The organism is Pseudarthrobacter quantipunctorum (assembly GCF_045291495.1).
GTDB lineage: Bacteria > Actinomycetota > Actinomycetes > Actinomycetales > Micrococcaceae > Arthrobacter > Arthrobacter quantipunctorum.
This window is the reverse complement of the sequence record NZ_CP148033.1, coordinates 1,022,099-1,043,743: the sequence shown is the minus strand read 5'-3', so window position 1 is coordinate 1,043,743 and position 21,645 is coordinate 1,022,099. Positions and strand designations below refer to the sequence as shown.

Below are 21,645 nucleotides of genomic sequence, written 5' to 3'. Positions count from 1 at the left end.
GGCGGCCTCCCTCAACCTTTCCAGGCAGCCGGGCGTGATGCCGGCGGGGCTTCAGGAAAGCCGGACGACCGCCTGGGCCTTCATTAGCACCTTCTGGCCGGCGGCCATAACGGTAAGGTCCACCCGCGCAGTGTTCGCCTCGGCGTCGAGCTTTCCAACAATGCCGCTGACCTCGATGGTGGCGCCGGCGTCAGGGGTGCCGGTGGTGTCGGTAACCAGAACGGGCTTGGTGAACCTGGTCTGGAAGTCGACGACGGCGGCCGGGTCGCCTGCCCAGTCGGTGACCAGCTGGACGGCGGAGCCCATGGTGAACATGCCGTGGGCGATGACGCCGGGCAGCTCCACACTGGTGGCGAAGGCCTCGTTCCAGTGGATGGGATTGAAGTCACCGGAGGCGCCGGCGTACTTGACGAGGTCGGTGCGGGTGACCTCAATGGTGCGGCTGCCGATCTCCTGGCCGGCGCTGAGTTCATGGATGCTGAGGCTCATGGCTACTGTCCCTCTCCACGGACCAGGATGGACGACGACGTGGTGGTGACGGGCTCGCGGGAATCGTCCGCGCCGAGGGCGAAGATTTCCGAACGGGTGGTGATCATCGCACCGCCGCCCATGGCCCGGACACCGTCCACGTGAAGCTCCGCGACGAGGCGGTCTCCGGCAAAAATCGGCCGGTGGTGGGTGAAGCGCTGGTCTGCATGGACCACGCGGGAGAAGTCGATGCCGGCGTCCGGATCCTCGATGAGCTGGGCATCGGCACGCTGGGCAATGATGATGGCGAAGGTTGGCGGAGCCACCAGGTCACCGTGGCCCAGGGCCTTGGCGGCGTCGACGTCGAAGTGCGCGGGATGGGTTGCCTTCACGGCGCGGGCGAACTCGCGGATCTTTTCACGGCCAACGTCGTACACCTCTGCGGCAGGGTAGCTTCGGCCCTGCAGGTCCGGATTGATAGTCATGGCCTCAAGCCTATCGTTGCCGCACCAGCCGGGGGCTTGCACCGCTTTGATATGATGAATTCATCAATCCATCATATCGCTGCCGCCAGTCTATTGGTCACCAGTGCCACTTCCAGGAGCTTTCCATGCTGCCTTCCGCCCAGGCTCCCCTGTACGAGATCAAGGCCAACCTATTCAGGGGGCTGGCGCATCCGGCAAGAATCCGCATCCTTGAGCTGCTGGCTGCAGCACCCGAGGAAACTGCTGCAGTGAGTTACCTCCTGGCGGAGACCGGGCTTGAAGCCTCGCACCTCTCCCAGCACCTGGCCACATTGCGCAAGCACAAAGTGGTGACCTCCGTGCGCACCGCCAATGCCGTGACCTACCGGCTGGCACACCCCGGGATTTCCCAACTGCTGGCCATCGCGCGGACTTTCCTCCTGGACAACCTTGCCGACTCCAACGAACAGCTCCGGCTGGCCCGGCAGCTGCCTGCAGGGCACCTGGCTGGCGGGACGGCCTCGTGAATACGGGCGTAAGCACTGCAAGGCGGCATTTCAGCAGGTTCCTGCCCTCGAAACTGGACTACGCGGGACTGGGAACGTCGTGGCGGACGGACCTGCTTGCCGGCATCACGGTGGGCATTGTGGCCCTGCCGCTGGCCCTCGCGTTCGGCGTCAGCTCAGGAGTGGGTGCGGAGGCCGGGCTCATCACAGCGATTGTTGCCGGCCTGGTGGCGGCTGTGATGGGCGGATCATCCGTCCAGGTGTCCGGCCCCACCGGCGCCATGGTTGTGGTCCTTGCCCCCGTGGTGGCAGTCCATGGCACCGGCAGCGTGGCACCGTTGTCGCTGATGGCGGGGCTGCTGGTCTGCGTCCTGGGATTCAGCGGCCTGGGCCGGGCCGTCGCCTTTATCCCGTGGCCTGTGGTGGAAGGCTTCACCCTGGGGATCGCCGCAATTATTTTCCTCCAACAGGTTCCGCTCGCCACCGGCACGTCCGGCGTTCCGGGACACAACACCCTCGTCGCTGCCGTGGAAGCTGCCTCCGCCGCAACTGTTCCGACGGCATTGCTGACACTCGGGCTCGTGGCAGGCGTCGCCGTCGTGATGGTCCTTGTGCAGAAGCTGCTCCGGGCACTGCCGGCCAGCCTGATCGCGGTGCTGCTCGCGGCGGTGGCCGCCGAGCTGTTCGCGCTGGACATCCCCAGGATAGGCCCGCTGCCCCATTCCCTTCCCGCTTCGGCGGTGCCCGCCTTTGACGTGGAGCTGTTGGGCAGCCTGGCCATGCCCGCTGTGGCAATCGCCTGCCTTGCGGCCATCGAATCCTTGCTGTCTGCCCGGGTTGCGGCAGGAATGACCGGACCCGACGGCAGGCCGGGTGGGCCGTACAGCCCGGACCGGGAACTGACGGGCCAGGGCCTGGCGTCTATTGCGGCGGGCCTGTTCGGCGGCATGCCCGCCACCGGGGCCATCGCGCGGACGGCCGTGAACGTCCGCTCGGGTGCAAAAACGCGCCTGGCTGCCGCTGTCCATGCTGTGGTGCTGCTGGCGATTGTCTACCTCGCGTCAGGGATGGTCAGCCGTATTCCGCTGGCAGCCCTCGGCGGGGTCCTGATGGTCACTGCGGTGCGGATGGTGTCCAGGCGGACCGTTGCGGCGATCCTCCGCTCCACCCGGTCCGACGCCGCCGTCTTCATCCTGACGGCGGTCATTACGGTGGCGTTCGACCTGATCGTAGCCATCCAGATAGGGCTCGCGGCCGCAGCCCTCTTTGCCCTCCGCACGTTCGCCTCGCTGAGCAGCGTACAGCGGGAGGAGATCCCCGGCCCCCGGGCCGAGGGTGACGAGCACATCGCAGTCCTCCGGCTGGACGGGGCCATGTTCTTTGGCGCCGCCGAACGGATCCTGCAGGAAATCAGCCAGGTCAAGGACGTCCAGGTGGCCATCATCCGGCTTTCCCAGCTGCGCATGCTCGACGCCACGGGCGCGCATGCACTGGTGGAGGTGGTCTCCGCCCTCGAGCTGCGGGGCATCACGGTCCTGCTCAAGGGCGTCCGGCCGGACCACCTGCAGCTGGTGACGAACGTTGGAGTGATCCGTTCCCTGCGGCACCACAAGCACCTGTTCGGGCACCTCGGTGACGCTGTGGAGCACGCCCGCAGCCACGTCCGCCGTAACGCCGCCTACCGCTTGTAGCCTTTGCGGATAGCCTGGCCGCGGACCACAATTCCGGCGATGTGCAGGACAAGGCCCAGTCCGATCACGGGAAGGGATGCAGTGGCAAGGCCGGAGTTGCCGCTGGTGTTGCCAACCAGGTTGAGGATAATCCCGACGGCGATCAGCCCCATGGCACTGAAAACCAGGACTTTATAGCGGGTCGGCGCGGTGGCCCAGAATTCGTTCAGCACCCTGCCATTCTACCGGGGGCCGCGTCTGCGGCAGGGTCTAATTGCCGGGACGCAGGCTCAGAACAGCGCCTCCTGGACGGCCGGGACCTTGGAAGTGAACTGGCCCAGTTCGATGCTGCGGCCTTTGAGCTGGCCGAGATCCACCACGAACTCCAGGTCGGTGCCGTCGATGGTTGCCAGGGCGAAGCTGCCGCACAGGGAACCAAGCGTCAAGCCGTGCGAGCCTGCAGCAAGGGCGTGCGGATAGGGGTGCCGGGGGCTCGCGGAGCACAGCGGGCCGGCCAGTCCCGGCCTGTTCCACACTTCCTCCACCACCTGGAAGCCCCCAGCCCCGGACCGCGAGACTACTCCGCGGGCGGAAGCGGCGAGGGCCGCGTTATGCCCGCTGAGCCGGCCTGCCGGCGCCGGGGAGGCCAGCGCGGCAGCCTTGGCTGCGGACCGGACATGCTGCGGAAGACCGGCCTCGCGCGTGACCAGATCCTCGAGGATCCGCACCACGCGTCCGTCGGCGGCGTGCGCCACGTAGCTGGCAGCCACGGCTCCCTGCTCGGCAAGCCGTTGCCATTTGCGGAGCTCCGCGGCCGTGCCCACTTTGCTGGCGCCGTTGGCGAAGGTGGCGACGTAGAGCCAGTGTGGCTGCATCAGGTAGCTGCGCAGCCCCGGCGGGACCCGGCCGTCCCGGTGAAAGTCGTGGATGAGCCGGAACTCGTCCACCACAAAGCACCGTTCGCACTGGTGTCCGCGGACTGCGGGCGCCCGCTGGGCGCAGAGGACGTGGTCCCGGTGGGCCGGACCGTGCACCACATGATGGCCGAGGCAGTACTTCCCCTCGGCGGCGAGCCGGAAGCCCAGGCGCGTGCCGGCGTCGAGCGTTACGTTGTGGAAGGTGCCGTCCGGCGCCTGGAGGCGGAGGAACGGGAGCGGCTGGACGTCCGCGCCAACGGTTCCATCCGGAGGCGCAGGCCAGAAGACCCCGTGGACCAGATAGCGCGTATCGGTCACGGGGTCTCCTGAAGTGAAAGAGCGGGTGTTACAGCGCGGGCTGCACCCCAAAGGCTACCGCGAGCTTCATGATCTTCTCGGCGCGGCCCAGGCGGGGCAGGTCGGAGCCGTCACGGATGACGCGCCCGTTGGCTTCGAAGTCCGCCATGAAGTCCGTGGCCCAGGCGACGTCAGACGGCGTGGGGCTGATGACCTCGTTGATCACAGGGGTCTGGTCGATGGCCAGGCAGAGCTTGCCGGTCATGCCCATCATCACGGTGATGCCGGTCTGCTCGCGCAGGATGGGGTGGTTGGTGCCCACGGTGGGCCCGTCGATGGGGCCGGGAAGGTTGCCCACCCGGCTGGCGACGACCAGCTTGGCGCGGGGGTAAGCCATGGCCTCGGGCGTGGCAGCCATGCCAGTATCGCGGCGGAAGTCGCCGGAGCCGAACGCCAGGCGGAAGGCGCCCTGTGCCTTGGCGATGTTGTTCGCTTCCTCGATGCCCAGCGCGGACTCCACCAGCGGGATGACAGGCGTCTTGCCGTCCATACGGTGGAAGCTCTCCGTCACTTGGTCTGCGGATTCGGTCTTGGCCAGCATGACACCCAGGAGGCCCGGGGTGCCGCGCAGGCCCGCCAGGTCGTCCGCCCAGAAGCGGCTGGTGGCATCGTTGATGCGGACCCAGGCCTTGCCGCCGGCGGTCAGCCAGTCCACAACGTTGTTCCGTGCGTGGTCCTTCTGCGACGGGTCCACGGCATCTTCAATATCCAGGATGATCGAGTCAGCGCGCGACACCGCGGACTGGTCGAACAGCTCTGTCTTCATGGCATTGACCAAAAGCCAGGAACGGGCGATTTCTGCTGGGATATTGCGTTCCGGCCTTACGGTCTCGGTGGCGATGGTAGACGTCATGTATCTACCGTATCCGCCCCGCAACCCGGACGCCGAAGAAAATGGCCTGCTTGTGGGGATCAATACGAACTAAACCCCATATGACCGCCCCGGGGCGGATCCGGGTAGCAGCAGGTGTCGTTTTGGGGGCCCAAAACGACACCTGCTGCTACCTGGTTGGGGTGGGTCAGGGGATGTTGCTGCCCCGCGCCGTGACCCAGAGTTTGTACCAGTCGGCCCGGGTCATGGTGCCGGCCACGCGGGCGGCGTCGGCACAGGCACGGATCCGTTCCGGGTTGACCGTCCCGATTACCGGCGCGATGCCCGCAGGATGCTTCATCAGCCAGCCCAGCAGGACGGACTCCCCGGAGCTGCCGTACTCCCCCGCCAGCCGGGCCACGAGCTCGGCGGTGGCGGCATCGGCCGATGCCGGGCTTTCCGGTTCCGCCCCCGTGTACAGGCCGCGCGCCAGCGAGCCGTAGGCCTGCAGCGTGATGGAGTTGCGCACGCAGTACTCAAGCGTGCCGTGCGGGAAGCTGTAGTCCAGGTGCTCGGCATGGTTGACCAGCACCTGGCTTTCCAGCCACGCCCGCTTGAGCAGGCTCATCTCCAGCTGGTTGGCAACAACCGGGGTTTCCAGCCGGTCCTGCAGCGCCTCGATCTGCGCCCCGGACATGTTGGACACACCCAGCTGCCGGACTTTGCCTTCCGCCATCAGCTGCCCGACGGCGGCGGCCACCTCCGCCGGGTCCGCCAGCGGGTCCGGCCGGTGCAGCAGCAGGATGTCCACATAGTCCGTGCGCAGCCGTTTCAGGCTTCCGTTGACCCTCTCGAGGATGGCCTCGCGGCTGAGGTCGTAGTGCGTCTGCAGCCCGCGTTCGTTGAGCCGGATGCCGCATTTGGTCTGCAGCCTGATGCGGTCCCGCAGCCCCGGCTGGGCGGCCAGGACTTCACCAAAGACGGCCTCGGACTTGCCGCTGCGGTAGATGTCCGCGTGGTCGAACAGCGTGATCCCGGCATCCAGCGCGGCGTGGACGGCGGCGGCTGCCTGGTCCACATGTTCCGTTCCATGCGGCTCGTCGGACCAGCTGCCGCCCAGGCCCATGCAGCCGTAAATAAGTTCCTGCATCAGGCAGGCCGCCCTTCCGGGACGCGTGCAGGCATCAGCGCAGCCATGCTGTGGTGTTGCCTGGCAGTTTGCCGTCTTCCAGCGGTGCGCTGCTGACCAGGACGGTCCCCGCGGGGAGTTCGACGGCGGTGTCCCCGAAGTTGGTCACGGACTGCCAGCCGCCGGGGCGGCGGAAGTGCAGGATCTCAGGGTTGGCGTTCTCCACCCATTCCAGGTCCTCATCCGCCTGCAGCTCGTGGCGCAGCTTCAGGGCGGTGCGGTACAGCTCCAGGGTGGAGCCTTCGGTGCCGTCCTGCGCCTCCACGGCGTACTTGCTGAACCAGTCCGGCTGCGGCAGGTGCGCCCCGCCGTCGCCGAAGCCGAAGGAGGTGCCTTCCACCTTCCAGGGCAGGGGCACGCGGCAGCCGTCGCGGCCAATTTCCACTCCCCTGTTCCGGAAGAAGGAGGGGTCCTGGCGTTCGGATTCGGGGATCTCCGCCACTTCCTGCAGGCCCAGTTCCTCGCCCTGGTACAGGTAGGCGGACCCCGGCACTGCCAGCATCAGCAGGGTTGCGGCACGGGCACGGCGCTCACCCAGTTCCACGTCCAGCTGGTCCTTGGGGCCGCCGGCAAGCAGCCAGTCCTTGCCGTCCTGGCCCTTGGCGCCCGCCTTGCTCTTGGAAACCTGCGGCAGCCCGTAGCGGGTGGCGTGCCGGACGACGTCGTGGTTGGAGAACACCCAGGTGGAGGAGGCCCCGGTGGCGGCGGCCTCAGCCAGGTTGCGGGTGATGATCTCGCGGAACTCGTCAGCGTCGAAATCTGCCTGCAGCAGGTCGAAGTTGAAGGCCTGGCCGAGCCCCTGCGGGCTGGCGTAGCGGGCCCGGCGGGTGGCGTGCACCCAGGCCTCGGCCACGGCGGTGCGCGGCGGGTTGTACTCGTTGAAGACCTCACGCCACTCGGCGTACACCTCGTGGACCTCGTCGCGGTCCCAGAACGGGTGGGTGCCGTCGTCGAAACCGTCCACACCGGTGTTGGCGGCGCTCAGTTCCAGCTTGGACAGCAGCGGTTCGGTGAGGTCCTTGGTGAGGGCGTGGGCCACGTCCACCCGGAAGCCGTCCACACCGCGGTCGGACCAGAAGCGCAGGGTCTTGAGGAAGTCGTCGCGGACCTCGCGGTTGGACCAGTTCAGGTCTGGCTGCTCCTTGGCGAAGATGTGCATGTACCACTGGCCGGGGGTGCCGTCCGGTTCGGTGATGCGCTCCCAGGCGGGGCCGCCGAACACGGAGTCCCAGTCCGACGGCGGGAACTCGCCGTCCGGGCCCTTGCCGTCACGGAAGATGTAGCGGTCCCTGGCGGGTGAGCCCTTGGGCGAGGCGAGTGCTTCCTTGAACCACTCGTGGCGGTTGGAGGAGTGGTTGGGGACGATGTCGGCGATGAGCTTGATACCGGCCCCGTGCAGCGTTTTGGCCATCTCGTCGAAGTCGTCCAGGGTGCCCAGTTTGGGATCGACGTCGCGGTAGTCATCGACGTCGTAGCCGCCGTCGGCGAGCGCCGAGGGGTAGAAGGGGCTCAGCCACACGGCGTCGATACCCAGTGCCTTCAGGTACGGCACCTTGGAGGTGATGCCCTTGAGGTCGCCGATGCCGTCGCCGTTGGAGTCGGCGAAACTGCGCGGGTAGATCTGGTAGACGGCGGCCTGCCGCCACCAGTTCGGATCGGACAGTGGGCCGGAATCGGACAGGGTTGCCAGGGTGGCGGTGGTGCTCACAACACTCCTTTATTTAGTATCTAAATTTTCTTTTGACCAGTATGTTCCGGCCGGGCGCGGAAGGTCAACAGCAGGGCTGCTGCGCGCCCCGGACGCCGCTTCAGGCCTTGAGCCAGGCGGTTGATTCTCCTGGAAGCTTGCCGTCTGTGATCCCGCCGCTGGAGATCAGGACCCTGCCGGCAGGCAGTTCGACGGCGGCGGGACCGAAGTTGGCCACGACGTGCCAGCCGCCCGGGCGCACAAAGTGCAGCACCTGTTCATCTCCGCTGCCGCTCCATTCCAGGGTCTCTGCACCCTGGAGTTCGTGGCGCAGCGCCAGTGCCTGCCGGTAGAAGTTCAGGGTTGAGGTGTCGCGGGCGTCCTGGCTGCTGGCTGCGTATTCGGCGAACCAGTCCGGCTGGGGCAGGTGGGCGCCGTTGGCACCGAAGCCGAAGGATGGTCCCGAGGGCTCCCAGGGCAGGGGCACGCGGCAGCCGTCCCGGCCCAGGCCGTCGTACTCCGCGCCCCGGAAGAATGACGGGTCCTGGCGCTGGTCAGCGGGGATGTCCGCCACCTCGTGCAGCCCCAGTTCCTCGCCCTGGTAGAGGTAGGCGGAGCCGGGAAGGGCGAGCATGAGCAACGTGGCGGCCTTGGCGCGGCGGATGCCGCCTTCCACGTCCAGCGCTTCGCGGGGGCCGCCCGCTTTGACCCAGTCGACCCCCGGTTTTCCCGGCCGGCCGTTGAGCGGTTCCAGACCGTAGCGTGTGGCGTGGCGGGTGACGTCATGGTTGGAAAAGACCCAGGTGGTGGTGGAGCCGGTGAGGCGGGCCTGTTCGAGGTTGTCCGTGATGATGGTGCGGAACTGGGGAGCGTTGAAGTCGGCCAGGAGCAGGTCGAAGCTGAAGGCCTGGCCCAGCCCCTCAGGAGAGGCGTACTTGGCACGCCGGGCTGCGGTCTCCACCCATGCCTCCGCCACGGCAAACCGCGGCGGGTCGTATTCGTTGAAGACCTTGCGCCATTCTGCGTAGATCTCGTGGACTTCATCGCGGTCCATGAGCGGGTGCGTCCCCACTGTACGGTCCATCGCGTCCAGTTCCTGCTTGCTGGGAAGCTCGGCGGGGAGGTCTTTGACCAGAAGGTTGGCCACGTCCACGCGGAAGCCGTCCACGCCGCGGTCAGCCCAGAAGCGCAGGGTCGTGAGGAAGTCCGCACGGACCTCCGGGTTGTCCCAGTTCCAGTCCGGCTGTTCGGGAGTGAAGGTGTGCAGGTACCACTGGCCGTCGTCCACCCGGGACCAGGCGGGGCCGCCGAAAGCGGCTGTCCAGTCCGACGGCGGCAGTTCGCCGTGCTCGCCCTTGCCGTCCCTGAAGTGGTACCGCTGCCGGGCCGGTGACCCCTTGGGGGCGGCCAGGGCTTCCTGGAACCAGGCGTGCCGGTTGGAGGAGTGGTTCGGGACGATGTCCACGATTACCTTGATGCCCGCCGCATGCAGAGCCGCGGCCATGGCATCGAAATCCGCAAGGCAGCCGATCTTGGGGTCGACGTCGCGGTAGTCATCGACGTCGTAGCCGCCGTCAGCCAGGGCCGAGGGGTAAAACGGGCTCAGCCACACGGCGTCGATCCCCAGGCCCTTCAAGTACGGCACCTTCGCGGCAATGCCCTTGAGGTCCCCAATCCCGTCGCCGTTCGAGTCGGCGAAACTGCGTGGATAGATCTGGTAAACCGCGGCCTGGCGCCACCAGTTGGTGGCGTCCGCGGGACCGTTGTCGGCGTGGTGAGTCTGGATGGACAAGCGGTTTCCCCTTTCCGGGGTGCTGGAGTTGTTGATGGCGTGCATGCTGGCTGTACTCAGCCTTTGACGGCACCCTGCGTGACGCCGGCCATGACCCACCGCTGGGTAAAGAGATAAGCCACGATAGCCGGAGCCATGGCCATCAGATAAGACGCAAAGGACACGTGGTAGTTGTTGCTGAACTGGGTCTGGAACAGGTTCTGCCGCACTGGAAGGGTTTGCAGTGCCGGGTCGGAGATGATCAGCGAAGGCATCATGAAGTCATTCCAGGCGTAGAGGAAGGCAAAAATGCCGACCGTGGCGCTCATCGGCGCCAGCAGGGGAAAGATCAGTTTCCAGAACGTCTGCCAGGTGGTGGCGCCGTCAATACGTGCGCTCTCTTCAAGCTCCATGGGGATCGACCGCAGGAACGCCGTGAACAGCAGCACGCTGAAGCTCAACTGGAACATGGTGGCGAGCAGGATCACGCCCAGCGGGTTGTCCAGGCCCAGGCGGCCGGTCATCTGGATTTGCGGCAGCGCTACGACCGGGAAAGGAATGAACATCGCCGCGAGCAGGTAGTAGAAGGAGTACCGGAACAACCTGCGTTCCCAGTTGCGCACAATCGCATACGAGGCAAACGCAGCGAGCACGATCGTCGCCACCACGGTCCCTGCCGTGACCAGCAACGACATTGCGGCGCCGACGGGGAAGTTCGTCAGCGTCCACGCCTGGACGAAGCCGTCGATGCTGAAGGGGGCAGGGAATGAGAACGCATTGCCGTCCACAGCCTGCCCTTGGGTTTTGAAGGCCATGGACACGGTCACGTAGAGCGGAAGCAGGACCGTGACAGCGCAGAGGACCAGGATGGTGGTGCCCGGCCAGTTCACCCGCTCGACCTTCAGGCCCGGGCGTCGCCGTCCGTTCCCGGCAGGGGTTGATTCGGTGTGGTGGAGTTCCTCGGCGGTGAGGGTTGATGGAGTGGTCATTAGAGTGTGTTCCGTCCGCGAGTCAGCGACAGCTGCAGGAGAGAGATGAGGACAGCGACGACAAAGAAGATCGTCGCGTTGGCCATCTGGTAGGCATAATCGCCACCGTTGAAGCCGGCGATGACGGTCATCGCAATGCTTCTTGTTGAGGTTCCCGGGCCACCGTTCGTGAGTCCAACGATGATGTCGTAGGCGTTGAGGAAGCCCTTGAATCCGAGAATGATGTTGATCACCACGTAGCCGGCCACAAGCGGAGCGGTGATCTTCAGGAGCTGCTGGAACTTGCTCGCGCCATCGATCTCCGCAGCCTCGTAGACGTCCCCCGGGATCGAGACGAGGCCCGCGATGTAGATCAGCAGCGCCCCGGGCACCGCCTGCCATGCGGTAACCACCACGATGGCGATCCATGCAAGGTCAGGGTTCGCCAGGAGGCTCGTTTCCAGCCAGGAGATGCCTGCCGCCGCACCCGCAGCGGGCAGCGAGTTCGAAAACAGGAAGTTGAAAACATAGGCGATGATGATGCCGGAGACCACCATGGGGATGACGAAGATGGTTCGCAGCGCTGTCTTCATCCGGATCTGCGAGGTGAGTCCCACGGCCAGGAGGAAGGCGATGACGTTCACCACCAGCACGGTGACGATGGAGAAGCCGAAGGTGAACAGATAGCTCTGCAGAATGGCCGGATCGCTGAAAATTGCTATGTAGTTGGTCAGGCCCGCGAACTCCCAGTCGCCAATGCCGATTGAGTCCGTGAAGCTGAAAAAGATGCCAACGATGCCGGGAACCGTGATCGCCAGGGTAAAGAGAACGAGGCTGGGCAAGAGGAAAAGGTAGAAGATCGGTTCGACCCGCCGCCTGCGGCGGCTTTCGGGGCGGGCCTGCCCCCGTCTGGTTGCTGTGGTGGTGGACATGTGTCTGGCTCCCTTGTTCTGCGCTACTGGCGGTACGCCAGCCGCGCCCAGTCTGCGTCGAGTGTGCGGAAGGTGGCTGCAGGGTCTGCGCCCAGCACGAGCGCCTGGGTGTAGTTCATGATGGGGATGGTGCGCGGCACCAGCACCGACGGCCCTTGGTACACATCGCCGTTTTCGTAGTACTCCACCATGCCCTCGACTCGCGGGTCCGGAGCTGCGTCGGCATCGGTGGTGGGCGTGAAGCCCAGCTGCGACTTGTTGTACTCTTCAATGATTTCCGGCCGGTAGAGATACTCCAGGAAGTCGCGCGCAGCGTCCTTGTGCTTGGATTCCTCCGGAATCCACGCCGCGAGATCGACGTTGACCCGCACGCTCAGGTCATCGGGATTCTCCGTCATCGGCAGCGGAAAGGTTCCCAGCTGAAGATCGGGAGCAGTCTTTGCGATCTCGCTGAATGCCCACGGGCCCTGCAGGTACATGGCCGCCTTGCCCTGCGAAAAAGCGAGGTTGCCGTCGCCATAGCCCCGGCTCGCGGCGTCTTTGTTGACATAGCTGCCGGCCAGCTTCAGCATCTTTTCGACGGGCTGTTCAAAGTCCTTTTGAAACGACACCGGCGAGTCAGGTCCCACGTCCGTGCCGGCTTCGGCAAGCTTGTCAAAGAAGTCGATGGTGTCCACCTGGCCGCCTACGGAGTAGTCAAACCATCCCTGGGCAACCGTCCAGTCGTCCTTCCAGGTGGCGTAGAACGGTGTCACACCGGCGGCTTTGAGCGCATCACACGCCGCCAGCAGCTCGCTCCAGGTCTTGGGCACCTCGATGCCTTGGGCGGCAAAGATCTCTTTGTTGTAGATCACTGAAGACGCCATGACCGAGTAGGGCAGGGCGCTGGTCCGGCCCGGATAAGAGCCGTACTGGTCCATCAGTGGCTGCAGGTCCTTCCGGATGCGGGTTGCGGCCTGCGTTCCGGACAGGTCGCTCAACGCACCGCGCTGCACAAACCTTGCCGTTTCCATGTTGTAGTTCGCCAGCGCGATGTCCGGCGGATTGCCCCGCACAAAACTCGCCGAGACGACGTCGACGCCGGAGGTGTCGAGGACGACCTCCGTGCTGTCCTGCGAGGCGTTGTAATCGGCCACCAGTTTCGTCATGAAGCCGATGGCCTCCCGCTTGCTGAACGTGAAGCGGATCGTCTCCTTGCCGGAGTCCCCCGTGCAGCCCGAGAGGAGGCCGGCAAGGAGGGCCAGGCACAGGCCAAGCGCTGCCATGCGTAGTGTGCGCGTCAGTTTCAAAGACACCCTCGTCCTTTCGTGGTGCGGCAGAACGCCGCATGATCACGGCGGGGACGGCTGATGCGTCTCCGCAAGTTGATATAAGAGGTAAATTTAGCTCCTATCGTTAGTATGGCGGGCAGACCGCGCAGAGGTCAAGGACTGCGGAATATGTTTCCTCGGCTATATTTATGACCTAAATTTAGAATTACCTGCGGATACATCCTGTAGCAGGCCAAAGTGGGAGCGCGCGATGATGACTGATACTGCACCGTCAACACAGTTGGTGCGGCGGGTCAACGCCAGTGCGATGCTCAAGGCAATGCGCGGGGCCGGCATCATGACGGGCACGGACCTCATGGCGGCCACCGGGCTCTCCCGGGCCACGGTCATCTCGATTTGCGATGAGCTTGTCCGGCTCGGATGGCTCCAGGAGCTGGAAAACCAGCGGGGCGCCGAGGGATATGTCAAAGGCAGGCCGGCGCGCAGGTTCGTTTTTGACGACCGCGCAGCCAGCGTTCTCGGCATCGACATCGGGGCCAACAAGATCACCACCATCGTCGCCGACATGGCGGGCAAGGCCCTCTCCAGGGTGACCACGCCCTTCCGCGCCTACAACGTGCCCGCTGATGAGCGCGCCGACGTGCTGGACCGCATCGCCGCGGAGGCCCTGGAGAAGGCGGCGGTGTCCGCGGACTCTGTCCTGGCCGTATCCGTGGGGGTCGCCGCACCGGTAAGCCGCGACGGCGAAGTCCTCACCGTCCAGGAATTCTGGAAGTCTTTTGATGTCCGCCGGCTGGTGTCCGAGCGGCACGGCTGGCACGTGCTGCTGGAGAACGATGCCAATCTTGCCGCGCTGGCTGAACGCTGGCGGGGCATGGCCCAGGGCGTCGACAACCTCGTCGTTATGCTTACCGGGGATCGTCTTGGCGCCGGCATCCTGGAATCCGGCCGCCTGCTGCACGGGCAGCTTGGCGGCTTCGGCGAGCTAGGCTACCTGGGCAATGTCGAAGGGGTTGGCGACACCCTCGGCATCGCGCACTACGTAGCGCTGTGGGGCCAGGAAGCGCTCGCCGGCGGCGCCAAAACGCAGCTGGACGAGCTCTGCGGCGGCGCAGCGGAACGCCTCACGGCCGAGATGGTGTTTGCCGCGGCCGGGGACGGTGACCAGGTCGCCCAGGACGTCCTCAACCGGGTGGCACACCGCATGGCCCGTGTGATCGGTTCCGTGAGCACGCTGGTAAACCCTGAACTCGTCGTCCTCGCGGGAGCCGTCGCAGCCTCTGCGCGCACACTCATCCCCGCCATCGAAGAGCAGCTGCCGAACTTTACCTTCACTCCGCCGCGTGTGGAGGCATCCTCCCTTGGCGACGGCATCGTTTCCATCGGAGCTATCCGCCTCGCCCTGGATTACGTCGAAGAGCACGCACTGGACCTGTATCCGGCTTCGTTCCCGAAGCCCGCCCAGCCCGTTTCCTAGAAAAGCCTCACGTTACGCGGGCGGCTCCAGGGCCGCGGCGATAGGCAGGCTGCCGTCACAGAACTCGATGGTCCTGCCCGCGGTCTCCGGCATTTCCAGGACGGCCACGGCCACGCTTGCGGTGTTGCTGCGGGAGGTTTCGCGGCTGCCCTCCGGGGAGGGGTCGACGTCGATCAGGCCGCTCCCCGGCTTGTCCGTCAAGGCTCCGGGGCCCAGGATGGTCCATGCGAGGCCCGTGGTGCGCAGGTAGTCGTCGGCAGCGGCCTTCGCTTCGGCATACGCAAAGAAGCTGTTGCTTTCCGGCACGCCATGGTTCCTGCCGGCTCCCAGGTAGGAGACCATCACGTAGCGCCCCACACCGGCCTCCGCTGCGGCATCCATGGACCTGATGGCAGCATCGCGGTCCACCGCGTACGTCCGCGCCGGGTCCCCGCCGCCTGCGCCTGCGGACCAGACCACGGCGTCGTGTCCCTTCAGCGCAACGGCGATCTCCGCCGTCGTCGCATTCTCCACATCGAGGAGCGACGGCGTTGCACCCGTTCCTGCAACGTCGCCCGCATGGTCCGGGTTGCGGATGAACGAGGTGACGCTGTGCCCCTCGTCCGTGAGGAGGCTGGACAGGTGCAGGGCCACTTTGCCGTGGCCGCCAATGATTGCGATTCGGGTCATGGCCCTATTCTGCTCTCCCGGCCCGCCGATGCCACGCCACCGGCGCGTCGGCGGCTGCCGGTCTCAGCCGGCCATGCGGTAACGCAGGTACATGACGCCGTTTCCGAACCGGCGCTCCTCCACGAGTTTGAGCCGGAGGTTCAGGCCGTCCGGCAGGAAGCGCAGGCCGCCGCCCACGGCCACAGGGTTGAGGAAGATCCGGCATTCGTCCACCAGCCCGGCCCGCAGTGCGGCGGCAGCCAGGGTGGCGCCGCCGATACCAATGCTGCCGCTGGTGTCCGCTTTTAATTCCCTGACGGCCGCGGGATCGAAGAAGCGCCGGACTGTTGTCCGCGGAGTCGGCGGGAGCTGCAGGGTTTCCGAGAAAACAATCTTGTCCGCCGCCCGCCAGATCCGGCCGTAATCCTGGATCACGGGCGGATCGTCCGGCCCTCCCAGCGTTTCCCACACGGACATGACGTCGTACATGCGCCGCCCCAGAAGGTAGGTCCCGGCGTCGCGCTCCAGGTCGTTGACGAAGGCGTGCACTTCCTCATCGGGCGCACTCCAGTCGAAGTTCCCGTTGCTGTCCGCAAGGTACCCGTCCAGGGAGGTGATGCCGGTGTAGATGAGGTCAGCCATGCGCCCATTCTGCCTCCCCGGCCGGGTTTTTAGGAGGGAAACAGCAGGAACGCCATGGGCGTCACGAGGACCAGCGTCAGGACCACCCGCTGGAACCAGATGACCACCAGCTTCCAGACCGGAATGGGGATGTCGGTGGCCATGATGCAGGGCACCAGCGCGGAGAAGAAGATGATCCCGGATACGGACACAACACCCACAACGAACTTGACCACGGAGGCCGCCTCCGCCGCAAGGAGCGCGGGAAGGAACATCTCCGCAACACCAACGGCGCTGGCTTTGGCCACCAGGATGGGTTCGGGCAGCTGCAGCGCCCAGGTGAAGGGGTAGAAGAGGAAGCCCAGCCAGTCGAACACTGGAGTATAGGTGGCAAGGACCAGTCCCAGCAGGCCGATGGAAAGGATGGACGGGAGGATGGCCATGGCCATCAGGACGCCGTCCCGGACGTTGGTCCACACGTTCACTGCCAGCGACGGCGCTGCCTCCACAGTCTGCCGGGCCTCACGCCAGGCGACCGAGAGCCGTCGGCCGGAAACGTCCTCCTCAGGCTGCGGCACGGCCTCAGGGTGGTACTCGTCCGGGATGCTGTTCAACGGCCAGATCCGGACGGTGATGGCGGTGACAACGAACGTGACCAGGAAGGTGATCCAGAAGTAGGCGGTCCACTGGCCCATCAGGTCCAGCGTCTTGGCCACGATCACCATGAACGTGGCGGACACTGTCGAAAACCCGGTGGCAATGATGGCTGACTCGCGGGCGGTGTATTTGCCTTCCTTGTAGACGCGGTTGGTGATGAGCAGGCCAAGGGAGTAGCTGCCCACGAAGGAGGCGACCGCGTCGATCGCGGACCGGCCGGGGGTTCGCCAGATGGGGCGCATGACGCGCTGGACCAAGACTCCGATGAATTCCAGCAGGCCATAGCTGACCAGGAGCGCCAGGAACACCGCGCCGATGGGGACAAGCAGCCCCACGGGAATGACGAGCTTTTCAAACAGGAACGGCCCCATGCCGGGTTCAAACAGCCACGCGGGCCCTACCTTGAAGACCATCATGAAGCCCACCACCATCCCCACCCCTTTCAGCAGGGAGAAGACCACCTCAACCGCGGACCTTTTCCAGGTTCCGGCCACGAAGGGGTACCCGGCACCGGCAACAATCACGGCCAGCGCATAGAAGGGCAGCACGGGACCGATGTTCGCCTGGAGGAACGAGACGATGTGGTCCAGCATGATGGTGTTTTTGCCAGCTATCGTTACCGGCACGAAGAACATGAATGCGCCGATGCCGCTGTACACAAACAACTTCCACATGTGGCGCGACGCTGTGCGCGGGGCTTGCGAGGTGATGGCCAAAGGTCTGTCTCCTGACTGCGGCCGGCCTGTCCGGGCCGGCGTTTTGTGAACAGAACCATCGCACCGTGAATCACGGGCAGGAACAATGGACTGCGCAGTACAGCAGTCTCGAATAGGAGACTCGGGTGGATGCTGCCTGGGGCGCCGTCCTGTATTCGAGCCCGCAGGCAGACCCGGGACCAGGATGTTAAAGCAAAAGACCCCCGGATCCTCAAGGGATCCAGGGGCCTTGGCCTGTAGCGGTGGGGAGGCTCGATCTCCCGACCTCACGATTATGAGTCGTGCACTAAAGTACCTGCGTTTAGAGGACGGAAACGGGACACCCATCCATAAAACATCCACGTCATTCGGTTGCCCTTAATCGTTTTCCCCCCGCAACAGGGCGTCTACCGCACGGGCAGAGGAATGGGCGTCCTCATCAAAGTACTGGGCATAGACGTCAAGAGTGGTCACCGCGGACTTATGCCCGGCGATCTGTTGCACGACCTTGATATTGGCACCAGCGCTGACGGCCAAGCTCACGGCTGTTCTTCTCAAATCATGGAAGACCAGATTCGGGAAGGATGGGTCTGCCTCTTGGCAACGCTCGATCGCCGGATGGAAGATACGGCGGGCGAAGTTTGACGACCTAAGCTCGGTCCCGGAAGGCGATGTGAAAACGAGTTCCTCGGCCCCCCTTGTTTCGACATGACGTTCCAGGGGCTCGGCCACCGAGGGCGGGATAGGAACCCTTCGTGGCTTCCGAGCCTTGGTGGTATCCCGGAACTCCAACCGCCCGTTCACCAAAACCAGGGTTGTACGCACTACGACCTCAGGGCGAGCGCCAAACACCAGGGCGTCAGCGCGCAGTCCCGCAACCTCAGACCATCTGAGTCCTGTCGTCCCAGCAAAGAGGACCAGCAGGCTGTAAGCATCATGGTCGGCTCCTTCATAACGGCCACCCGTTCCCGCCTGCCGTGCCAATTCCTTCAGCTGCCCGATGCGAAGGGCGACCGGCTCCCGCACCGGCTGGGGTGTGGGCACGTTATTAATAACAACATTCTGCGCGACGTTGTTCGCGAGGTAACCACTATCGACGGCGAACTGCAACATACGGCCCAACTGCAAGTGCGCACGTTTGCGAGCATCGTCCCCATCGAACGTTCGAAGCCAGGCGTTAATGACAGGCAAGCCAATCTGCGCCAAGGGTCGGTGCTCAAACTCAGGCTTGATGTGATTGTCATATATCTGCTGATACCCAGCAACAGTGACGGGTGACGCTGGCCTCGTACCCCTGGCACCGGATTCTTCGATCCTGGCTATCCATTCTTCATAAAGTTCGTGGAAGCGCATCTTGCCACCCTTTCGGGTGTCCACGAGGGTTCCGCCAGCTTTTGCATTCCTGATCTGCAGGTCATGGGCCTCAGCTGCCGCCTTCGTGCTAAACCGCTTGAATATGCGGTGCCCATCCAGACGGTAGTCATGCTGGTACTTCCCGCCCGGGAGCTTTTTGATTGCCATGAATAGAGAGTATCCAACTATCGTGCATTCGCGAAGGACGTCCGGCTGAGGGCTGAAGTTCCCCCTCCTGCGTTGAATGATCACCGTGTAGAGCGATCGTACCCGCTAAATTATTTCTCCCGGCAGCCGGCGGTTTCCGGCCTTGAGCCGAAGAACAAGGGAGAGCCGACCAACATAGTTTACGCAGGACCTTCTCCGAAGGTCCCGCAGATGGATGGTCAATCCTGGGGACACCCTGTCTGGAGAGAGGGCCATTCCAGGAATAACTAATGCGGAGTCATTCACCGCATGCTCACAATGCCCAAGCCGGAGGAGTCTCTTTGCCCACAGTTCCGCCCAACAACCGCGCGAGCGTCAACGCAGCCCGGGAGCTGACCCAGTCGCATTACATGGACCGTCGCACCACAGCTGCCTACATCGGGGTCAGCGAGAAATTCCTCGCCTCACACTTGCACGATGGTCCGAAGCGTCTTCGCCTCGGTTCGAAAGTCATCTACCGCTTATCCGATGTTGAGGACTGGTTGCGCCAGCAGGAAGTAGTCCGGTAGGGGGCTTACTGCCCCCGGACCAAGTCGACGGCCGAGCCAGCCAATTGGGGAGCAAACACCAACCCTAATAATGCAAACACCACAAAGCCGGGCGGGACCGTCTAAGTACAGCAGCGAATACATGGGCGAGGCGGGAGCAAGGACCGCCGTGCCCGGTCAGTTTATTGGACAGGTGGAAAGAGTCTGGGCAGGCCGAAAACCCAAGGGCGTTGCAAGACGAAAAATTGCACGGCAGCAGCCATCAGCCGCAACCTCTGCGGACGACACTACAAACAGTGGAGCCGAAAGTACGGACATTTGCGCTGTCACTGGCCGGACTGCAAGGAGCATCAGGACGACGGCGGTCGCCGAATGAACGGAATCTTCTACTGCAGGCGGCATGAAGTCCAGCACCTTCGAGTCACTGATGAAGCCGAGCGTCTCAATCTCCTGCGTCTTGGCACGAATTTGAGGGGAGACGACAACGGCTGCTGGCTCTGGCATATGAGCAATAACAACGGAAATTACGGGACCTTCATCCCGGAGGGAGCCAATACAGCCCAATGGCTGACACACCGCGTTGTCTGGAACCTATTGATGGGAGGACATAAGCCAGGGCTCGAACTCGACCATAGAACCTGCAAGCAACCTGCTTGCGCCAACCCACTGCACCTGGAAGCAGTTACACGGAGCGTAAACCAACGCCGGAAACGCCAAGGACCGGACCTCACCTGGCGAAACCCGAAGGGTTTAGAAACTCCATCAGTCCACACATTTGCGAACACCTTTGGCCTGCCACTCAAGGCTTCTCGGTCATCGCATACGCCGTCTCGTGCCGCCGTTCGCCGGCCACCGCGGCCCTCAATGAAAAAGCCAGCAGTAACAACAGAAGGGAAGGCATGGCCTCGCGCCGAAATGAAAGTCTCGTCCAGGCACAGGAATGGGAGCGGACGAAGAGTCACTACTTGAAACTGGGTCTTTGCCACAAATGCGCGGCCCAGGCAGCTTGGGGGCACCAGAATGGATTCACACGCTGCCATCCGCCCTGTTCCAGTTGCCAGCCTTCGGTCCACAACTTTCCTACTAAAGAACCTGATCCCTGGCGCAGCTCAGGACGGCGGTTGGGAAGGCGTACCTCGAACGTCCCTTAGAAGCGCCGTAAGCGGATTTGAACGTGGTGACAGGGCTCTAGGGTCCCCTCGTCCCAGTTGACCCGAAACCACGTGTAGAGCCGCGTGTTCGTTGCATCCCAGGAATCGGCAGGTCACTCCCCCGAAGGAGTGGCCTGCCTTTTTCATGGGCGATGCAGATCCCGCTGGCTGCTCACCCAATCACGACGATGATTGTAGTCGTCAGGGCAGAACTTTGTCCTGACAAACCAGCCAAACCCGTACGCCACCCCGGACGCTATGACGGCCGGGCGGAAGGCCCAGACCGGATGGGGTCTACCCCCACCCCTTTTAGTGAAGTCGCCGTCTCGGCTCCCGGTTGATCGCGAAGAATCGGCGCGGTCCTGAGAACCGCTCCGGGTACTTCGCTCTGTTCTCCCTGCTCCACCGGCGGACCAGCGCCGCACAGAGGATGACCAGCGCCATGCCCACCACCGCCAGCACGATACCTGCTGCCACTGGATTCATGATTCTTTCCTCTCAACAGTTGTACTGGCTGATGTATCCAATACGGCAGCTAGTCACCTGCCCATCTAGTTCGCCGGGGTTGGCTACTTGCGTCCTCGTATGAGTCATCACAAATAATCCCTCGTCCTGCCAAGATGCTACGCCCGTCTGCAGCCTTAAGGGTTGTGATTGAAGTACCGGTTGTCTTAGTTCTAAAGCGGGCCACATGCATTCCCGGGAAGCTGGGTTTTACCCTGCAGAGGCCGCCCTCGCTAGTGTGTCAATGTGAATGTCAAAACGAACATCGGAGAGCTGTCTGTACGGAAGTTTCAGGGGAGTATGTTCCTCGCGCGTGAGGTAGCGGGTCCATGATGAGTCGCGTCAGGTCATCTCCCTGCATTACCTCAGACTCATGGAGGAACACGTCCGGCCCGTGCGAGGAGGCCTTGTGGCGCGAATTCATGACAATGCCGCTTCACGCCGGCCTGGAAGCTCGCACACGATCCCAGCGTCATTTTCCTGCCCGGAGCGGCGTGACTGCATGCTGGGAGGCGCGGCCAGCGCCGGAGGCGCAAGTGGTCTAAGACGCGGGAGTACATGGGAGAGCAGGGCCATTACTTTTCAGCAGGCGGAGGTAAATTGACCACGAGCCTTCCGCTTGCGCAAGACGCGGAGGTGAGTCCACCACAGGCGGTCCGTTTGCGCAAGATGCGGAGGTCAATATGCACCAAGACATGAGCACCACTTCATTATCTAAATTCACCTTCATTGAAGTAAACGCAATCTAAAGAGCAACTCTGCTCCTGAGGCGGAGAGCGTCTTCGCCGTAGCGCGGGGTGCTTGGCTCCTTGCGAATAGGCCTCCAACCGCGA

At 64.1% G+C, this 21,645-nt stretch carries 19 protein-coding genes; 3 read left to right on the top strand and 16 right to left on the bottom strand.

The window, feature by feature from the left end:
• Positions 1-51 precede the first annotated feature (51 nt).
• Both WHH00_RS04740 and WHH00_RS04735 read right to left on the bottom strand, forming a co-directional pair.
• Positions 52-489: a MaoC family dehydratase gene (locus WHH00_RS04740; protein WP_231455163.1), complete on the bottom strand. Its 438-nt coding sequence runs from the start codon at positions 487-489 to the stop codon at positions 52-54.
• Positions 490-491: 2 nt separating this feature from the next.
• The gene (locus tag WHH00_RS04735) at positions 492-953 is read right to left on the bottom strand and encodes a MaoC family dehydratase N-terminal domain-containing protein (RefSeq protein WP_406636990.1); all 462 of its coding nucleotides are present in this window, start codon (positions 951-953) and stop codon (positions 492-494) included.
• A gap of 125 nt (positions 954-1,078) precedes the next feature.
• Here WHH00_RS04735 and WHH00_RS04730 point away from each other — a divergent pair, with 125 nt between their 5' ends.
• Complete coding sequence (locus tag WHH00_RS04730) at positions 1,079-1,459, top strand: ArsR/SmtB family transcription factor (RefSeq protein WP_406636988.1); 381 nt, start codon at positions 1,079-1,081, stop codon at positions 1,457-1,459.
• On the top strand, positions 1,456-3,129 hold the full coding sequence (locus WHH00_RS04725) for a SulP family inorganic anion transporter (RefSeq protein ID WP_406636986.1): 1,674 nt from the start codon (positions 1,456-1,458) through the stop codon (positions 3,127-3,129). Before WHH00_RS04730 ends, WHH00_RS04725 begins: the two co-directional genes overlap by 4 nt.
• On the opposite strand, the gene WHH00_RS04720 is transcribed toward WHH00_RS04725, so the two are convergent.
• The 9 genes from WHH00_RS04720 to WHH00_RS04680 form a co-directional block, all read right to left on the bottom strand.
• Positions 3,117-3,341: a DUF3188 domain-containing protein gene (locus tag WHH00_RS04720; RefSeq protein WP_174176805.1), complete on the bottom strand. Its 225-nt coding sequence runs from the start codon at positions 3,339-3,341 to the stop codon at positions 3,117-3,119. The two genes, WHH00_RS04725 and WHH00_RS04720, sit on opposite strands and share 13 nt — an antisense overlap.
• Before the next feature lie 57 nt (positions 3,342-3,398).
• Entirely contained in the window at positions 3,399-4,343 is a 945-nt protein-coding gene (locus WHH00_RS04715) for a DUF2797 domain-containing protein (RefSeq protein WP_406636984.1), read from the bottom strand.
• A 28-nt stretch (positions 4,344-4,371) separates the two neighbouring features.
• Positions 4,372-5,235, bottom strand: a complete 864-nt coding sequence (locus WHH00_RS04710) for a CoA ester lyase (RefSeq protein ID WP_066278004.1) — start codon at positions 5,233-5,235, stop codon at positions 4,372-4,374.
• A gap of 166 nt (positions 5,236-5,401) precedes the next feature.
• Complete coding sequence (locus tag WHH00_RS04705; RefSeq protein WP_406636981.1) at positions 5,402-6,343, bottom strand: aldo/keto reductase family oxidoreductase; 942 nt, start codon at positions 6,341-6,343, stop codon at positions 5,402-5,404.
• Between the two features lie 34 nt (positions 6,344-6,377).
• Positions 6,378-8,090, bottom strand: a complete 1,713-nt coding sequence (locus tag WHH00_RS04700; RefSeq protein ID WP_406636979.1) for a glycoside hydrolase family 13 protein — start codon at positions 8,088-8,090, stop codon at positions 6,378-6,380.
• Between the two features lie 100 nt (positions 8,091-8,190).
• Positions 8,191-9,906, bottom strand: a complete 1,716-nt coding sequence (locus WHH00_RS04695; RefSeq protein ID WP_406636977.1) for a glycoside hydrolase family 13 protein — start codon at positions 9,904-9,906, stop codon at positions 8,191-8,193.
• An 11-nt stretch (positions 9,907-9,917) separates the two neighbouring features.
• Positions 9,918-10,829 (bottom strand): carbohydrate ABC transporter permease, encoded by a 912-nt coding sequence (locus tag WHH00_RS04690; protein ID WP_350006099.1) that lies wholly within the window; start codon positions 10,827-10,829, stop codon positions 9,918-9,920.
• Positions 10,829-11,740: a carbohydrate ABC transporter permease gene (locus WHH00_RS04685; protein ID WP_406636975.1), complete on the bottom strand. Its 912-nt coding sequence runs from the start codon at positions 11,738-11,740 to the stop codon at positions 10,829-10,831. The genes WHH00_RS04690 and WHH00_RS04685 overlap by 1 nt, the downstream gene beginning before the upstream one ends.
• Positions 11,741-11,763: 23 nt before the next feature.
• Positions 11,764-13,005 carry an ABC transporter substrate-binding protein gene (locus WHH00_RS04680; protein ID WP_406636973.1) on the bottom strand — a complete coding sequence of 414 codons (1,242 nt, stop codon included), beginning with the start codon at positions 13,003-13,005 and terminating at the stop codon, positions 11,764-11,766.
• Between the two features lie 256 nt (positions 13,006-13,261).
• Here WHH00_RS04680 and WHH00_RS04675 point away from each other — a divergent pair, with 256 nt between their 5' ends.
• Positions 13,262-14,488, top strand: coding sequence for an ROK family protein (locus WHH00_RS04675; RefSeq protein ID WP_406636971.1), 1,227 nt, complete (start codon positions 13,262-13,264; stop codon positions 14,486-14,488).
• Positions 14,489-14,500: 12 nt separating this feature from the next.
• On the opposite strand, the gene WHH00_RS04670 is transcribed toward WHH00_RS04675, so the two are convergent.
• The 5 genes from WHH00_RS04670 to WHH00_RS04650 form a co-directional block, all read right to left on the bottom strand.
• Positions 14,501-15,157: an SDR family oxidoreductase gene (locus tag WHH00_RS04670; RefSeq protein ID WP_406636969.1), complete on the bottom strand. Its 657-nt coding sequence runs from the start codon at positions 15,155-15,157 to the stop codon at positions 14,501-14,503.
• A 63-nt stretch (positions 15,158-15,220) separates the two neighbouring features.
• Complete coding sequence (locus WHH00_RS04665) at positions 15,221-15,778, bottom strand: dihydrofolate reductase family protein (RefSeq protein ID WP_406636967.1); 558 nt, start codon at positions 15,776-15,778, stop codon at positions 15,221-15,223.
• A gap of 29 nt (positions 15,779-15,807) precedes the next feature.
• The gene (locus WHH00_RS04660; protein ID WP_406636965.1) at positions 15,808-17,088 is read right to left on the bottom strand and encodes a YjiH family protein; all 1,281 of its coding nucleotides are present in this window, start codon (positions 17,086-17,088) and stop codon (positions 15,808-15,810) included.
• 399 nt (positions 17,089-17,487) lie between these two features.
• Positions 17,488-18,630 (bottom strand): tyrosine-type recombinase/integrase, encoded by a 1,143-nt coding sequence (locus WHH00_RS04655; RefSeq protein WP_406636963.1) that lies wholly within the window; start codon positions 18,628-18,630, stop codon positions 17,488-17,490.
• A 1,987-nt stretch (positions 18,631-20,617) separates the two neighbouring features.
• Positions 20,618-20,794, bottom strand: coding sequence for a hypothetical protein (locus tag WHH00_RS04650; protein WP_406636961.1), 177 nt, complete (start codon positions 20,792-20,794; stop codon positions 20,618-20,620).
• Positions 20,795-21,645: the final 851 nt, after the last annotated feature.

Excerpts from the sequence above, each read along its gene's own strand:
- WHH00_RS04740 (WP_231455163.1), bottom strand. The coding sequence starts at position 489 with ATGAGCCTCAGCATCCATGAACTCAGCGCCGGCCAGGAGATCGGCAGC.
- WHH00_RS04735 (WP_406636990.1), bottom strand. The coding sequence starts at position 953 with ATGACTATCAATCCGGACCTGCAGGGCCGAAGCTACCCTGCCGCAGAG.
- WHH00_RS04730 (WP_406636988.1), top strand. The coding sequence starts at position 1,079 with ATGCTGCCTTCCGCCCAGGCTCCCCTGTACGAGATCAAGGCCAACCTA.
- WHH00_RS04710 (WP_066278004.1), bottom strand. The coding sequence starts at position 5,235 with ATGACGTCTACCATCGCCACCGAGACCGTAAGGCCGGAACGCAATATC.
- WHH00_RS04705 (WP_406636981.1), bottom strand. The coding sequence starts at position 6,343 with ATGCAGGAACTTATTTACGGCTGCATGGGCCTGGGCGGCAGCTGGTCC.
- WHH00_RS04695 (WP_406636977.1), bottom strand. The coding sequence starts at position 9,906 with ATGCACGCCATCAACAACTCCAGCACCCCGGAAAGGGGAAACCGCTTG.
- WHH00_RS04690 (WP_350006099.1), bottom strand. The coding sequence starts at position 10,829 with ATGACCACTCCATCAACCCTCACCGCCGAGGAACTCCACCACACCGAA.
- WHH00_RS04685 (WP_406636975.1), bottom strand. The coding sequence starts at position 11,740 with ATGTCCACCACCACAGCAACCAGACGGGGGCAGGCCCGCCCCGAAAGC.
- WHH00_RS04680 (WP_406636973.1), bottom strand. The coding sequence starts at position 13,005 with ATGGCAGCGCTTGGCCTGTGCCTGGCCCTCCTTGCCGGCCTCCTCTCG.
- WHH00_RS04675 (WP_406636971.1), top strand. The coding sequence starts at position 13,262 with ATGATGACTGATACTGCACCGTCAACACAGTTGGTGCGGCGGGTCAAC.
- WHH00_RS04670 (WP_406636969.1), bottom strand. The coding sequence starts at position 15,157 with ATGACCCGAATCGCAATCATTGGCGGCCACGGCAAAGTGGCCCTGCAC.
- WHH00_RS04665 (WP_406636967.1), bottom strand. The coding sequence starts at position 15,778 with ATGGCTGACCTCATCTACACCGGCATCACCTCCCTGGACGGGTACCTT.
- WHH00_RS04660 (WP_406636965.1), bottom strand. The coding sequence starts at position 17,088 with ATGTGGAAGTTGTTTGTGTACAGCGGCATCGGCGCATTCATGTTCTTC.
- WHH00_RS04655 (WP_406636963.1), bottom strand. The coding sequence starts at position 18,630 with ATGGCAATCAAAAAGCTCCCGGGCGGGAAGTACCAGCATGACTACCGT.
- WHH00_RS04650 (WP_406636961.1), bottom strand. The coding sequence starts at position 20,794 with ATGAATCCAGTGGCAGCAGGTATCGTGCTGGCGGTGGTGGGCATGGCG.